Genomic DNA, 14,290 nt, shown 5'->3' with positions numbered 1-14,290 from the left:
GCCCAGGTCAAACGTGGAGAAATAAAGGAGATAATGTAAATTATCATGCGCTTTTCCCTGCGCGTGCCCCTTTACCGTTATTTACCCGTTAACGGTGCAGGTACCGGGAACGTCACGCTGACCAGAGTGCCGCCGTTTTGCGGTTGGGAAAAGTGTAGCGCTCCCCCCAGCCGCTGTGCGCGTTCGCGCATAATATTGAGCCCGTAGTGCCCCGGCGGCTCGCTGGCCTCGCCAATCCCGATGCCGTTGTCGCGAATGCTGACGCTGTGCGTGCCGTCCGCCGCGGTAACGCAGCTGACGGCGATCTCGCTGGCCTGGGCGTGCTTAATGGCATTCAGCACGGCCTCACGCACGATCTGCAGTAAATGCACCTGCTTTTGCGCATCAAGCGCCAGCGAGGAGAGTCGGCAGTCGAGATGCAGCTTAGCCCGCGTCTGGCTCTGCAGCACGTCGAGGGACTCCTGCAGCGCCGCGGGTAAGTTCGCGTGGTTCAGCGTCAGGCGGAAGGTGGTAAGCAGCTCGCGCAGCTGCTGCCAGGCATTGTTCAGCTCGCGGGAGAAGTCGGCGATGATGGTCTGCGCCGGACTATTTTCCTCCGGCACGGCGCGCCTGAGCAGGGCAAGCTGAATGCGCAGATACGACAGCACCTGCGCCAGCGAATCGTGCAGCTCGCGGGCGATGGTGGCGCGCTCTTCCATTAAGAGCAGCTGCTGGTAATGCTTTTGCGCCTGGTTAAAGTACAGCCCGCGCCCGAGCATGGTCGCCACGCTTCGCATCAGCGGTAGGGGGACGCTATCCGCCTCGCTCTGCCAGCGCAGCTCGCCGTAGAGCGTGTCCTGCATCAGTACCGGCAGGTTTTGCAGCGGGATGTCGTTTGACGCAGTCCCTTCACACACTCGCCAGTCGTCGCTGGTGCGCAGTTCCAGATAACTCATCTGCGTATAGTCATGGACAATCTGCAGTATATGCCGGAAGCAGTGGCTGTCGATCTGGCCGGTATTCAGCGCCTGAGAGCATTTGAACAGCATGTCGAGCTGCTGGTGGGCTTCATGCAAATGGCGCGTCTTTTCCGCGACCGAAGCTTCAAGCGAACGGTAGAGCGTCGCCAGCTCGGCGGACATGTGGTTGAAGGCGCGTGAAAGCTGGCCCAGCTCGTTCGGCAGGGCGCTATCCGGCGCCGGGGTGGCAAAATCTCCTCGCTCAATCCGCTCGCTGGCCGCCACCAGGTTGTTCAGCGGGAGCACCACCTGGCGGCGGATGCGCCGCAGGGTAAACAGCGTCAGCAGCAGGATCCCGAGCGCGCCCGCCAGAGAGAGGAGGGTCACCGTCTGAATTTTATGTTCGGTATAGTGCTGGAGAGCGAGCACAAAGGCATCAATGCGGCCAACAAAATCCTCAATGTGGGTTTGGTACCACGCGCTGTCGCCGCGGGCGATGCGCGCATCCATCTCCAGCCAGGCGACGTGCAGCTGCTGGTAGCGCGCTTTAACATTGTCCGGGACATACCAGCGGTTCAGCTTCTGCAGGGCAGGCGCGCTCAGCGTCTGCTGCCAGCTCTCGCGATGCGCCGCAAGGGAAGGGCTGTTGCGCTGCATCTCGTAGCCCAGACGATAGCTCTGCATACGCAGCGAACCCGCGATATTAATGGCTTCGGCGTCACGCTGGCTGCTGGCAAGCGTCAGCAGCGCGACGGTGCTGGTCAGCACGGATAAGACAATAATCGAAAAGAAAGCCCAGGCAAGGCTTCCGGAAACGGGTCGTTTAACGGTCACAGAACGGCTCTCTGAATAAAATTGATCTGCCACAGGTTCACTGGAAATAATTGCGCGTTGCGGGCATTTGAACATTGCCCGATCGCACCGTGATGCGTAAATACCATACTCTTATAAAGAGAAAGGTTATTGAACCAAAAACAGGTGTGGTTATGAATCGTTTTATTATGGCTAACAGCCAGCAGTGCATAGGGTGTCGCGCCTGCGAAGTGGCCTGCGTGATGGCGCACAACGATGAGCAGCACGTCCTGAGCGAGCGCCATTTTCATCCCCGTATCACGGTCCTGAGATCCGGCGATAAGAGCAGCCCCGTCACGTGTCATCACTGCGAAAATGCCCCTTGCGCGCAAAGCTGCCCGAACGGCGCCATCAGCAAATGCGATGACAGCGTACAGGTGAATCAACAAAAATGCATCGGCTGTAAGGCCTGCGCGGTGGCCTGTCCATTCGGCACGCTGGAAATTATCGTCACCCCGCTCGACAACGGCAGCGTGAAGGCCTCGGCGAATAAATGCGATCTCTGTCTGACGCGGCCACAGGGCCCGGCCTGTATCGAAAATTGCCCGGCAGATGTCCTCTCCCTGGCGACGCCTGCCGCCCTCGATCGCTTGACGAAATCGCGCCGACAGCGCACGGCCTGCCTGGAGGCGCAGCCCTGGCATGCGCAGGCCGTCGAAGATGACGCGCCCCGCAGCAAACGGCAGCAAATGCAGGCGACGGCGCCACGCGGCGAGCCTGACAAACGCGCTGCCGCCGAGCGCGTGGGCCATTTTAACGAAATTTACCTGCCGTTCCGCGACGAGCAGGCCGCCCGCGAGGCATCGCGCTGCCTGAAATGCGGAGAGCACAGCATCTGCGAATGGACCTGCCCGCTGCACAACCACATCCCGCAGTGGATTGATCGCCTCAAGGCGGGGGATATCACCGGCGCGGTCGAGCTTTCGCACCAGACCAACTGTTTACCTGAAATTACCGGCCGCGTCTGTCCGCAGGACCGATTATGCGAGGGCGCCTGCACATTACGTGATGTGGCGGGATCCGTGACCATCGGCAACATCGAGCGCTATATTGCCGATCGGGCGCTGGCGATGGGCTGGCGGCCGGACATGTCCGCCGTTACGCCGACAGAAAAACGCGTCGCGATCGTCGGCGCGGGGCCGGCCGGGCTGGCGTGCGCCGACGTGCTGGCGCGCAGCGGCGTGAGCGTCACGGTCTACGACCGGCATCCGGAGATTGGCGGACTGCTGACCTTTGGCATCCCGGCATTCAAGCTGGATAAATCGCTGCTCGCGCGGCGCAGGGAGATATTTACCGGGATGGGGATCCGCTTCGAGCTGAACTGCGTGGTGGGCAAGGACGTGTCGATGTTGCAGTTAACGCGCGATTACGATGCCCTGTTCATCGGCGTGGGAACCTACCGCTCGATGAAGGCGGGTATCCCGCATGAAGACGCGCCCGGGGTCTATGACGCGCTGCCTTTCCTGGTCGGCAATACGCGGCATGTGATGGGGCTGGCGGCGACCGCCAGCGAACCGTTCATCGACACCCGCGGCTTAAACGTGTTGGTGCTCGGCGGGGGCGATACCGCGATGGACTGCGTCCGCACCGCGTTACGCCACGGCGCGGCGAAGGTGACCTGCGCCTATCGTCGGGACGAGGCCAACATGCCGGGCTCGAAGAAAGAGGTGAAGAATGCCAGAGAGGAGGGCGCGGCGTTTGAATTTAACGTCCAGCCGGTTGAGGTGACGCGGGATCCGAACGGAAAGGCCAACGGTATCCGGATGCTGCGCACCGAGCTCGGCGAGCCGGATGCGCAGGGGCGGCGTAGGCCCGTTCCCGTCGCGGGCAGCGAGTTTGTGATGGCGGCGGATGCGGTCATCATGGCGTTTGGTTTTAACCCGCACGCGATGCCGTGGCTGCAGGCCCAGGGCGTCGAAACGGATGACCGGGGGCGGATCGTTGCCTCGGTCGAGAGCCGCTACCGATACCAGACGACTAACCCTAAAATCTTCGCCGGAGGCGATGCGGTACGCGGGGCGGATCTGGTGGTGACCGCAATGGCGGAAGGGCGTCATGCGGCGCAAGGCATACTCGACTGGCTGGGCGTTAACGCAGCAAAACCCCATTAAACCGGCGGGCGACAAAGCGGGATTCACGGCGTAGTATAGAGCGACTCATTGTGTCGTGGAGCCCGTATGACCCTGAAAATTGACGTTATCAAAGACAAAATTCTTTCTGAAAACTACTTTGTCCTGCGTAACATCACCTACGATCTTACGCGTAATAACGGTGAAGTGATCCGCCACAGGCGCGAGGTCTATGACCGCGGCAACGGGGCAACGATTCTGCTCTATAACCGTGAAAAGCAGAGCGTGGTGCTGATCCGCCAGTTCAGGGTGGCGACATGGGTTAACGGCAACCCTGACGGACGTCTGATTGAAACCTGCGCGGGCCTGCTCGATGACGATGAGCCGGAAGTCTGCATCCGCAAAGAGGCCGTCGAAGAGACGGGCTTCGAAGTGGGCGAGGTCAAAAAGGTTTTCGAGCTGTTTATGTCTCCGGGCGGCGTGACGGAAATTGTGCATTTCTTCATTGCGGAATACAGCGACGCGCAGCGCACTCACCGGGGCGGTGGCGTAGAGGATGAAGATATCGAAGTGCTGGAGCTGCCCTTTACCCGCGCGCTGGAGATGGTGCGTTCAGGTGAAATCAGGGATGGTAAAGCGGTGATATTACTGCAGTATTTACAGACGACCGGGTTAATGAATGCCACTTTCGAACGGAAATAGCCTGTTTTTCGGGGATATCTGATAAATCCGATTGAGCAACCCCGGCGGTAACACGAAGATACTGCCCAGTTACGCGTTTTCGTTCCGGGATTGTGTTATTCATGCGCTACAGCGTCTTTTTGTTTTCCCTGTTTTGGGTGTTCCTCGCGCCGCAGGTGCGGGCTGCACCCGCGCAGCAAGCCTTTTCTGACTGGCAGGTGACCTGCAATAACCAGAACTTTTGCCTTGCCCGCAACACGGGCGAGCACCGTGGTCTGGTCATGACGCTCACCCGCAGCGCCGGGGCGAAAACGGATGCCACGCTGCGAATCGATCTCGGCGGTCTTGATACGCCCTCGGTCAAAGAGCCGGAGATTGCCCCCCGGCTGCTGCTGGATAATGTTCCCCTTAAGCTCGACAAGCAGCGCTGGCAGCTTACGTCCTGGCATCTGAAAACGGACGATGCGGCCACCATCACCGCCTTTCTGAAAAATATCCAGGAAGGGAAGGCTCTGACCCTGAGCGGCGGTAAGCAGGTGATTTCACTGAGCGGGCTTAAGGCCGCGCTGCTGTTTATTGATGCGCAGCAGAAGCGCGTCGGCAGCGAAACCGCGTGGATCAGGAAAGGTGACGATCCGCCGTTAAGCGTACCGCCTGCACCCGCCCTGAAAAAGGTGGCGGTCGTTAACCCTACCCCGACACCGCTTTACCACGCCGAACTGAACGACCTGCTGGACTACGGTACCGGACGGATGAACAGCAGCCAGTGCTCGCTGGATCCTAACCGCCGGGAAGTACGCGTCACCGCGTTAACCGATGAGAAGGCGCTGCTGATTGTGAGCTGCGAGGCGGGGGCCTACAACACGGTCGATCTGGCGTGGCTGGTGTCACGTAAGAAACCGTTCACCGCGCGCAGCGTCAGGCTGCGGCTGCCGTTTACGCCGTCAAGCGGCGACAGCGAAATGGAATTGATGAATGCCAGCTTCGATGAGAAGACGCGCGAGCTGACAACGCTCGCGCTGGGGCGTGGTATCGGCGATTGCGGGATCCAGACGCGCTGGCGTTTTGATGGCCAGCGGTTCCGCCTGGTGCGCTACGCCGAGGAGCCGAGCTGCGACAGCTGGAACGGGCCAGATGCCTGGCCTACGCTGTGGATCACGCGGTAGTTTTTGCCGGGTGGCGGCTTTGCCTTACCCGGCCTACGATTCATAGGTTTTGTAGGCCGGGTAAGCGACAGCGCCACCCGGCAAGCAGAGCGCACTAGATCACGCTCAACGCCTTCTCAACCACGTTCTCAACGGTAAAGCCGAAATACGGGAACAGCTTATCGGCCGGGGCGGACTCGCCGTAGCCCCGCATGCCGACAATCGCCCCTTTCAGCCCGACGTACTTGTACCAGTAGTCGGCAATACCGGCTTCAACCGCCACGCGCGCCGCGACGTTGGACGGCAGGACCGATTCCCGGTACGCCTCGTCCTGGGCGTCAAAAATATCCGTTGAAGGCAGGGACACCACGCGCACCGCGTGGCCTTCGGCGGTCAGTTTTTCCGCCGCTTTTACCGTGATTTCCACCTCGGACCCGGTCGCAATCAGGATCACGTCCGGCTTGCCGCCGCTGTCTTTCAGAATGTAGCCGCCGCGGGCGATGTTTTTCACCTGCTCCGGGGTACGCTCAATCTGCGCCAGGTTCTGGCGCGACAGAATCAGCGCCGTCGGGCCGTTGTGGCGTTCCACCGCCAGCTTCCAGCCGACCGCCGCTTCCACCTGATCGCACGGCCGCCAGGTGCTGAAGTTGGGCGTTAAGCGCAGGCTTGCCAGCTGTTCCACCGCCTGGTGCGTCGGGCCATCTTCACCCAGCCCGATGGAGTCATGGGTATAGACCATGATCTGCCGGGCCTTCATCAGCGCCGCCATGCGCGCCGCGTTGCGGGCATACTCGACGAACATCAGGAAGGTGGCGGTGTAGGGCACGAAGCCGCCGTGGTGGGCGATGCCGTTAGCAATCGCGGTCATCCCAAACTCGCGCACGCCGTAGTGGATGTAGTTCCCGGCAATGTCCTCTTTCAGCGATTTTGAGCCGGACCAGATGGTCAGGTTGCTGGGCGCCAGGTCCGCCGAGCCGCCGAGCAGTTCGGGCAGGAGAGGGCCGATGGCGTTCAGGGTGTTTTGCGATGCCTTTCGGGTGGCGATTTTCGCCGGGTTGGACTGCAGGTTCTCAATCAGCGCCTGGGTTTTATCGTCCCAGTCTTCCGGCAGGCCGCCGCTCATGCGGCGGGAAAACTCGGCTGCGAGATCCGGGTGCGCTTTTTTGTAGGCGGCAAATTTTTCGTTCCAGGCGTGCTGGGCTTTCTCACCGTCTTCACGGGCATCCCAGGCTCTGTAGATCTCTTTCGGGATCTCAAACGGCGGGTATTTCCAGCCCAGCTTCTGCCGGGTCAGCGCCACTTCTTCGTCACCCAGCGCCGCGCCGTGCGCCTCCTCTTTGCCCGCCTTGTTCGGCGAGCCGAAGCCGATCACCGTGCGGCAGATAATCAGGGACGGTTTGTCCTTCACGCTCTGCGCTTCCTGAATCGCTTTTTTCACCGCCTCCGGATCGTGGCCGTCAATCTCGTGCACCACGTGCCAGTGGTAGGCCTCGAAGCGTTTTGCCGTGTCGTCGGTAAACCAGCCTTCGGTCTCGCCGTCGATGGAGATGCCGTTGCGATCGTAGAAGCCAATCAGCTTGCCCAGCCCCAGGGTGCCTGCCAGGGAGCAGACCTCGTGGGAGATCCCCTCCATCAGGCAGCCGTCACCCATAAACACGTAGGTATAGTGATCGACAATCTCGTGGTCCGGCTGGTTAAACTGCGCCGCCAGCGTGCGTTCGGCTATCGCCAGCCCGACCGCATTCGCCAGCCCCTGACCCAGCGGCCCGGTGGTAGTTTCTACGCCCGGCGTATAGCCGATTTCCGGGTGGCCCGGCGTTTTGGAGTGCAGCTGGCGGAAGTTTTTCAGCTCCTCAAGCGGCAGGTCGTAGCCGGACAGGTGCAGCAGGCTGTAGAGCAGCATGGAGGCGTGGCCGTTAGAGAGAATAAAGCGGTCACGGTCGTACCACGTCGGGTCATTGGGGTTGTGCTTCAGAAAGTCGTTCCACAGCACTTCGGCAATATCCGCCATGCCCATCGGCGCGCCGGGGTGGCCGGAATTGGCTTTCTGCACGGCATCCATGCTGAGGGCGCGAATGGCATTGGCTAGCTCTTTACGGGACATAGTTCACTCCGTGGCAAGGTTAAAGTTTGGCGGCGAGAAGGTCTTCAAGTTTGCGCTGGTCGACGGCGAACAGGCGAATGCCTTCCGCCAGTTTATCCACGGCCATCGCGTCCTGATTGTGCTCCCAGCGGAACTCCGCTTCGGTCATGGCTTTCGGTTTTGGCAGCACGGTGGAGGTCGGCACCAGCTTGCGGATCACCGTCTCTTCTTTGTCCTGTAGCTCCTGGAGCAGGTTAGGGGAGATGGTCAGGCGGTCGCAGCCTGCCAGGGCGAGGATCTGTTCTGTACGGCGAAAGCTAGCCCCCATCACGATGGTTTCGTAGCGGTGCTGTTTGTAGTAGTCGTAGATATTACGGACCGACTTCACGCCCGGATCTTCATCCACCACGTACGGATCCATCGGCTGTTTTGCCTGATACCAGTCGTAGATGCGCCCGACAAACGGCGAGACGAGGAACACGCCCGCTTCGGCGCAGGCGCGCGCCTGGGCAAACGAAAACAGCAGCGTCAGGTTGCAGTGGATCCCCTCTTTCTCCAGCACCTCAGCCGCGCGGATGCCTTCCCACGTCGATGCGAGCTTAATCAGAATGCGTGATTTATCGATCCCCTGCTCCTGGTAGAGTTCTACCAGACGACGCGCCTTGTTAATGCTCTTTTCTTTGTCGAACGAGAGGCGGGCATCGACTTCGGTCGAGACGCGTCCCGGAATGCTTTTAAGAATTTCCGCACCAAAATTAACCGCCAGCTTGTCGCTGGCTTCGGCCACCTGCTGCTCCTGCGTTTTCCCGCGCTGTTTACCGTAGGCAATCGCGTCATCAATCAGATGGCTAAAATGGGCAAGCCCTGCCGCCTTGAGCAGGAGCGAAGGGTTAGTGGTCGCATCCTCCGGCTGATAGTGGCGAATCGACTCGATATCGCCGCTGTCTGCCACCACGGTGGTGAATTGTTTGATGCCGTCTAGCTGGTTCATAAAAGATTACTCCTTGGAAATAAAAGAGTTAGATGAGTGCGTTAGTTCACACTTCTGGAAAAATCATGATGGACTTAACAAAAAAGCATAGCAGACGGGGGAGGCATTGCTTTTGAGACGGGTAACATGGCTGTTATAAATTGATAACAATTTTTAATGTGTGATGGTGAGAGTTTGGCAGCCTTCAAAGTTTAGGAGGCGGCCTGAGGCGATACTAGGCGGCACACCAGGGTGTGCATCAGGATCGCTTACGTCACCCTTTTGACCGATACGTGAAAGGAAAAATAAGATGGATGAGCAGTTGAAACAGAGTGCCCTCGATTTTCACGAGTTCCCCGTTCCGGGCAAAATTCAGGTCTCCCCAACCAAGCCGCTGGCAACCCAGCGCGATCTGGCGCTGGCCTATTCGCCGGGCGTGGCGGCCCCGTGTCTGGAAATCGAAAAAGATCCGCTGGCGGCCTACAAATACACCGCGCGCGGCAACCTGGTCGCGGTGATCTCTAACGGCACGGCGGTGCTGGGGCTGGGCAACATCGGCGCGCTGGCCGGTAAGCCGGTGATGGAAGGGAAGGGGGTGCTGTTCAAGAAATTCGCCGGAATCGACGTGTTTGATATCGAGGTGGACGAACTCGATCCTGACAAATTCATCAACGTGGTGGCCGCGCTGGAGCCGACCTTCGGGGGGATTAACCTGGAAGACATCAAAGCGCCGGAATGTTTCTATATCGAGCAGAAGCTGCGCGAGCGTATGAACATTCCCGTGTTCCATGACGACCAGCACGGGACCGCGATTATCAGCACCGCCGCGATTCTGAACGGCCTGCGCGTGGTAGAGAAAAATCTCTCCGACGTGCGCATGGTGGTTTCTGGCGCAGGCGCCGCGGCCATCGCCTGTATGAACCTGCTGGTGGCGCTGGGGATGCAGAAACACAACATCGTGGTTTGCGATTCCAAGGGCGTTATCTACAAAGACCGCGAGCCGAACATGGCGGAAACCAAAGCGGCGTATGCGGTGGAGGACGACGGCAAGCGCACGCTTGAGGACGTGATCGAGGGTGCGGATATCTTCCTCGGCTGCTCGGGTCCGAAAGTGCTGACCCAGGAGATGGTGAAGAAGATGGCGCGCGCGCCGATGATCCTGGCCCTGGCGAACCCGGAACCGGAAATCCTGCCGCCGCTGGCGAAAGCGGTGCGTGAAGACGCCATTATCTGTACCGGCCGTTCCGACTACCCGAACCAGGTCAACAACGTGCTCTGCTTCCCGTTCATCTTCCGCGGCGCGCTGGACGTCGGCGCCACGGCAATCAACGAAGAGATGAAGCTTGCCGCCGTACACGCCATCGCGGAGCTGGCGCACGCGGAGCAGAGCGAAGTGGTTGCCTCCGCCTACGGCGATCAGGATCTGAGCTTTGGCCCGGACTACATCATTCCAAAACCGTTCGACCCGCGTCTGATCGTGAAGATCGCGCCAGCGGTAGCCAAAGCGGCGATGGACTCCGGCGTCGCGACGCGTCCGATTGAGGATTTCGACGCCTACGTCGATAAGCTCACCGAGTTCGTCTACAAGACCAACCTGTTTATGAAGCCGATCTTCTCCCAGGCGCGCGCCGACGCGAAGCGCGTGGTGCTGGCGGAAGGGGAAGAGGCGCGCGTGCTGCACGCTACCCAGGAGCTGGTGAGCCTGGGCCTGGCGAAGCCGATCCTGATTGGTCGTCCGAGCGTCATCGAGATGCGCATTCAGAAACTGGGCCTGCAGATTAAGCCGGGCGTCGACTTCGAGATCGTCAACAACGAATCGGATCCGCGCTTCAAGGAGTACTGGAGCGAATACTACGCGATCATGAAGCGTCGCGGGATCACCCAGGAGCAGGCGCAGAAAGCGGTCATCAGCAACACCACGGTGATCGGCGCGATCATGGTGCATCGCGGCGAGGCGGATGCGCTGATCTGCGGCACCATCGGCGATTACCACGAGCACTTCAGCGTGGTGCAGGAGATCTTCGGCTATCGTGACGGGGTCCATACCGCCGGGGCGATGAATGCCCTGCTGCTGCCAAGCGGCAACACCTTTATCGCCGATACCTACGTTAACGACGATCCCTCCCCGGACGAGCTGGCGGAGATCACCGTGATGGCGGCAGAAACCGTGCGTCGCTTTGGTATTGAGCCGAAGGTGGCGCTGCTGTCGCACTCCAACTTTGGTTCGTCTAAATCCGCGGCGGCGTGCAAAATGCGCCAGACGCTTGAGCTGGTGCGCGAGCGTGCGCCGGAGCTGATGATTGACGGGGAAATGCACGGCGATGCCGCGCTGGTCGAGAGCATCCGTAACGAACGTATGCCGGACAGCCCGCTGAAGGGATCGGCGAACATTCTGATTATGCCGAACGTGGAAGCGGCGCGTATCAGCTATAACCTGCTGCGCGTCTCCAGTTCAGAAGGGGTGACCGTGGGGCCGGTGCTGATGGGCGTGGCAAAACCGGTGCATGTGTTAACGCCGATTGCCTCCGTGCGCCGCATCGTGAATATGGTGGCGCTGGCGGTGGTAGAGGCGCAGACGCAGCCGCTGTAATCGCCGCGTGTCGGGTGGCGCCTTCGCTTACCCGACCTACGGGTTTTGTAGGCCGGATAAGCGCAGCGCCATCCGGCAGTTACACCCAGTCGCGAACTTTCAGAAACTCACTCAAGGCAGCCTCCGGGCTGCCTTCTTTTGGCTCGTAGCAGTACTCCCAGCGCACCAGCGGCGGCATCGACATTAGAATCGACTCCGTGCGCCCGCCGGTCTGCAGGCCGAACAGCGTCCCGCGATCCCACACCAGGTTGAACTCCACGTAGCGCCCCCGGCGGTAAAGCTGGAACTCGCGCTCGCGCACGCCGTAGTCTGTGTTTTTCCGGCGCTCGACGATGGGCAGATAGGCGTCGGTATAGCCTTCGCCCACCGCGCGCATAAAGCTGAACGCGGTATCAAAATCAGGTGCGTTGAGATCGTCGAAGAACAGCCCGCCGATGCCGCGCTGCTCGTCGCGGTGCTTCAGATAAAAGTAGTCGTCGCACCACTTTTTAAATTTCGGGTAGACGTCTTCGCCAAACGGCTGGCAAATCTCCCGCGCGGTGGTATGCCAGTGTACGGCATCCTCTTCGAAACCGTAGTAGGGCGTTAAGTCGAAACCGCCGCCGAACCACCAGACCGGATCGGCTCCCGGCTTTTCCGCAATAAAAAAGCGCACGTTGGCGTGGCTGGTCGGCACAAACGGGTTGTGCGGATGCACCACCAGCGAAACGCCCATCGCTTCGAAGCTGCGGCCCGCGAGTTCAGGACGATGTGCCGTCGCAGACGCGGGCATCGCATCACCGTGAACGTGGGAAAAATTCACGCCCGCCTGTTCAAAGATGCCGCCGTTTCGCAGCACGCGGCTGCGTCCGCCGCCGCCGGCTTCGCGCTGCCAGGTATCTTCCTGAAATTCGCCGCCGTCTGTGGTGGCAAGTTTCTGGCAAATCTCATCCTGCAGCTGCAGCAGGAAGGTTTTGACCAGTTGAGCATCGGGTTTCATCAACGTTTCCTGGAGTGCGCTTTTTGGTTATCGAACCAGTTAAAGTAACTGATAATGCCGGAGGCGATGGCGTTGGCGATTTTCTGACGAAACGCCGCGGTGCCGAGGAGCCGCTCCTCTTCCGGGTTGGTAATGAACGAGGTTTCCACCAGCACCGACGGGATGGACGGTGACTTCAGCACCACAAACGCCGCCTGCTCGGTGCCTTTACTGTGCAGACGATGCACCGGCTTAATCTTCTTCAGAATGTGCGAGCCGAGCGTCAGGCTGTTTTTGATCGTATCCGTCTGCACGAGGTCGAACAGCACCTGCTGGAGCAGGTGGTCTTTGTCCGTGGCTTTCTTCCCGGCGACCTCATCCGCCCGGTTTTCGCGGTCGGAGAGGTATTTAGCCATGGCGCTACTGGCGCCGCGGTTCGAGAGCGCAAACACCGAGGCTCCTGCCGCAGACGGGTTGGTAAAGCCGTCGGCGTGAATCGACATAAACAGATCTGCCCCGTGCTGGTGGGCGATCTCGACGCGGTCATATAGCGGAATAAAGGTGTCGCCAGAGCGCGTCAGGCGGGCGTCAATGCCGTTGCTGCGTAAAATCGCCCGCACATTTTTTGCAATCGCCAGTACGACGTGTTTTTCTTTTGACCCGTTTTTGCCGATGGCGCCGGTATCAATGCCGCCGTGGCCCGGGTCGAGCATCACCAGACGCTTCGCGCCCGGCTTTTTGGTTTTCGGTTTGCTGTGTCCGTTACTGGTTTTAAGCGTGCTCTCGTCTTTCGCCTGAGCCTGCTTTGCGATACCCGTTAACGTTAAGGCCGCCAGCCCCGCTTTGAGAACCTGACGACGCGATGTGAGTGCTTTTAATGGTTTGAATGTGCTCATGCGGCCTGAATACTAAAAAAAGGGGTCCTGGTGTTATATCGTATCGTGTTTCCCGTTACGACAGTCCATATTGAGAATTGTTTTACTTTTCATTTCAATACGTGACAAAGTGACATTATGCCAAATTTTGGCGAGATTTTCCCCGGTTATTGGCTAAAGGCGTGGTTCACGCCATAATCACTGTTTTTAAACCCGAAAAGGCGGTTAATACCATGGAGATACGCGTTTTTCGCCAGGAAGATTTCGAAGAGGTGATCACCCTTTGGGAGCGCTGCGATCTGCTGCGTCCGTGGAACGATCCGGAAATGGATATCGAACGTAAGGTGAATCACGACGTCAGTCTGTTTCTGGTCGCGGAAGTGAATGGAGAAGTGGTGGGGACGGTCATGGGCGGTTACGACGGCCACCGCGGCTCGGCCTATTATCTGGGCGTCCACCCGGAATACCGTGGCCGCGGCATCGCCAATGCGCTGCTCAACCGGCTCGAGAAGAAGCTGATCGCCCGCGGCTGCCCGAAAATCCAGATCATGGTGCGGGAAGATAATGACGTGGTGCTGGGCATGTATGAGCGTCTGGGCTACGAGCACGCTGACGTGCTGAGTTTAGGAAAGCGTCTAATCGAAGATGAAGAGTACTGAGATCCATCCGGCCGACTATGACGCGCAGGGCCGCGTCAGGTTGCCTTTTTTATTCTGGTGCGTTCTGCTGCTGCAGGCGCGGACCTGGGTGCTGTTTGTGATGGCCGGCGCGTCGCGCGGGCAGGGCGACACGCTGCTGAATCTCTTCTATCCCGACCACGATGCTTTCTGGATCGGTTTGCTGCCGGGCATTCCCGCCGTACTGGCTTTTTTGGTCAGCGGACGGCGGCATCTGATTCCACGCTTTTGGGGGGCACTTCGCTGGCTGCTCATCCTTGCCCAGATTGCGCTACTGTTCTGGCAGCCTGTGCTTTGGTGGTACGGTGAACCGCTAACGGGCATCGGTATCGCGCTGGTGGTGGCGGATATCGTGGCGCTGCTCTGGCTGCTCACGAATCCCCGTCTTCGCGCCTGTTTTAGGCATCAGGATGATTAATCCGGCACTTTTTGCCGATGTCGCACTCCAACAA

Annotated in this window: 11 protein-coding genes; 6 read left to right on the top strand and 5 right to left on the bottom strand. The window is 59.6% G+C overall.

The annotated features are described in order from the left end of the window. Positions 1–77: 77 nt before the first annotated feature. Positions 78–1,772, bottom strand: a complete 1,695-nt coding sequence (narQ, locus tag ACJBF3_RS02095; RefSeq protein ID WP_047716482.1) for a nitrate/nitrite two-component system sensor histidine kinase NarQ — start codon at positions 1,770–1,772, stop codon at positions 78–80. A gap of 152 nt (positions 1,773–1,924) precedes the next feature. Here narQ and aegA point away from each other — a divergent pair, with 152 nt between their 5' ends. The 3 genes from aegA to ACJBF3_RS02080 all read left to right on the top strand — a co-directional run bounded on the left by aegA (position 1,925) and on the right by ACJBF3_RS02080 (position 5,706). Continuing rightward, on the top strand, positions 1,925–3,901 hold the full coding sequence (aegA, locus tag ACJBF3_RS02090) for a formate-dependent uric acid utilization protein AegA (protein WP_045355380.1): 1,977 nt from the start codon (positions 1,925–1,927) through the stop codon (positions 3,899–3,901). Between the two features lie 66 nt (positions 3,902–3,967). Continuing rightward, entirely contained in the window at positions 3,968–4,561 is a 594-nt protein-coding gene (nudK, locus tag ACJBF3_RS02085; RefSeq protein WP_045325915.1) for a GDP-mannose pyrophosphatase NudK, read from the top strand. A gap of 101 nt (positions 4,562–4,662) precedes the next feature. Next, a complete protein-coding gene (locus tag ACJBF3_RS02080) occupies positions 4,663–5,706 on the top strand; it encodes a DUF1176 domain-containing protein (RefSeq protein ID WP_045325914.1) in 1,044 nt (347 codons plus the stop codon). 94 nt (positions 5,707–5,800) lie between these two features. Here ACJBF3_RS02080 and tkt read toward each other — a convergent pair whose 3' ends face one another. Next, positions 5,801–7,789: a transketolase gene (tkt, locus tag ACJBF3_RS02075; protein WP_045325912.1), complete on the bottom strand. Its 1,989-nt coding sequence runs from the start codon at positions 7,787–7,789 to the stop codon at positions 5,801–5,803. Between the two features lie 19 nt (positions 7,790–7,808). Then, positions 7,809–8,759 carry a transaldolase gene (gene tal / locus ACJBF3_RS02070; RefSeq protein WP_045325910.1) on the bottom strand — a complete coding sequence of 317 codons (951 nt, stop codon included), beginning with the start codon at positions 8,757–8,759 and terminating at the stop codon, positions 7,809–7,811. Between the two features lie 289 nt (positions 8,760–9,048). On the opposite strand from tal, the gene maeB reads away from it, so the two are divergent. Continuing rightward, on the top strand, positions 9,049–11,328 hold the full coding sequence (maeB, locus tag ACJBF3_RS02065) for an NADP-dependent oxaloacetate-decarboxylating malate dehydrogenase (protein ID WP_045325907.1): 2,280 nt from the start codon (positions 9,049–9,051) through the stop codon (positions 11,326–11,328). A 79-nt stretch (positions 11,329–11,407) separates the two neighbouring features. Here maeB and hemF read toward each other — a convergent pair whose 3' ends face one another. Together hemF and amiA are read right to left on the bottom strand one after the other, a co-directional pair. Then, positions 11,408–12,307: an oxygen-dependent coproporphyrinogen oxidase gene (hemF, locus tag ACJBF3_RS02060; protein WP_045325905.1), complete on the bottom strand. Its 900-nt coding sequence runs from the start codon at positions 12,305–12,307 to the stop codon at positions 11,408–11,410. Next, positions 12,307–13,182: an N-acetylmuramoyl-L-alanine amidase AmiA gene (gene amiA / locus ACJBF3_RS02055; RefSeq protein ID WP_045325904.1), complete on the bottom strand. Its 876-nt coding sequence runs from the start codon at positions 13,180–13,182 to the stop codon at positions 12,307–12,309. The genes hemF and amiA overlap by 1 nt, the downstream gene beginning before the upstream one ends. Before the next feature lie 212 nt (positions 13,183–13,394). Here amiA and ACJBF3_RS02050 point away from each other — a divergent pair, with 212 nt between their 5' ends. Together ACJBF3_RS02050 and ACJBF3_RS02045 are read left to right on the top strand one after the other, a co-directional pair. After that, positions 13,395–13,820: a GNAT family acetyltransferase gene (locus tag ACJBF3_RS02050; RefSeq protein ID WP_032643505.1), complete on the top strand. Its 426-nt coding sequence runs from the start codon at positions 13,395–13,397 to the stop codon at positions 13,818–13,820. After that, positions 13,807–14,256 carry a DUF2919 domain-containing protein gene (locus ACJBF3_RS02045; protein ID WP_045325900.1) on the top strand — a complete coding sequence of 150 codons (450 nt, stop codon included), beginning with the start codon at positions 13,807–13,809 and terminating at the stop codon, positions 14,254–14,256. The genes ACJBF3_RS02050 and ACJBF3_RS02045 overlap by 14 nt, the downstream gene beginning before the upstream one ends. The last annotated feature ends 34 nt before the right edge of the window (positions 14,257–14,290 follow it).

The sequence above is a fragment of the Enterobacter sp. PP-008-ECC_S150 genome (genome assembly GCF_045257065.1).
GTDB lineage: Bacteria > Pseudomonadota > Gammaproteobacteria > Enterobacterales > Enterobacteriaceae > Enterobacter > Enterobacter chengduensis.
This window is presented reverse-complemented; position numbering and strand designations above follow the sequence as displayed.

Bases quoted from the DNA above. Each gene is read 5' to 3' on its own strand.
- ACJBF3_RS02080 (WP_045325914.1), top strand. From the start codon at position 4,663: ATGCGCTACAGCGTCTTTTTGTTTTCCCTGTTTTGGGTGTTCCTCGCG.
- tkt (WP_045325912.1), bottom strand. From the start codon at position 7,789: ATGTCCCGTAAAGAGCTAGCCAATGCCATTCGCGCCCTCAGCATGGAT.
- amiA (WP_045325904.1), bottom strand. From the start codon at position 13,182: ATGAGCACATTCAAACCATTAAAAGCACTCACATCGCGTCGTCAGGTT.
- ACJBF3_RS02045 (WP_045325900.1), top strand. From the start codon at position 13,807: ATGAAGAGTACTGAGATCCATCCGGCCGACTATGACGCGCAGGGCCGC.
- ACJBF3_RS02050 (WP_032643505.1), top strand. From the start codon at position 13,395: ATGGAGATACGCGTTTTTCGCCAGGAAGATTTCGAAGAGGTGATCACC.
- hemF (WP_045325905.1), bottom strand. From the start codon at position 12,307: ATGAAACCCGATGCTCAACTGGTCAAAACCTTCCTGCTGCAGCTGCAG.
- aegA (WP_045355380.1), top strand. From the start codon at position 1,925: ATGAATCGTTTTATTATGGCTAACAGCCAGCAGTGCATAGGGTGTCGC.
- maeB (WP_045325907.1), top strand. From the start codon at position 9,049: ATGGATGAGCAGTTGAAACAGAGTGCCCTCGATTTTCACGAGTTCCCC.
- nudK (WP_045325915.1), top strand. From the start codon at position 3,968: ATGACCCTGAAAATTGACGTTATCAAAGACAAAATTCTTTCTGAAAAC.
- tal (WP_045325910.1), bottom strand. From the start codon at position 8,759: ATGAACCAGCTAGACGGCATCAAACAATTCACCACCGTGGTGGCAGAC.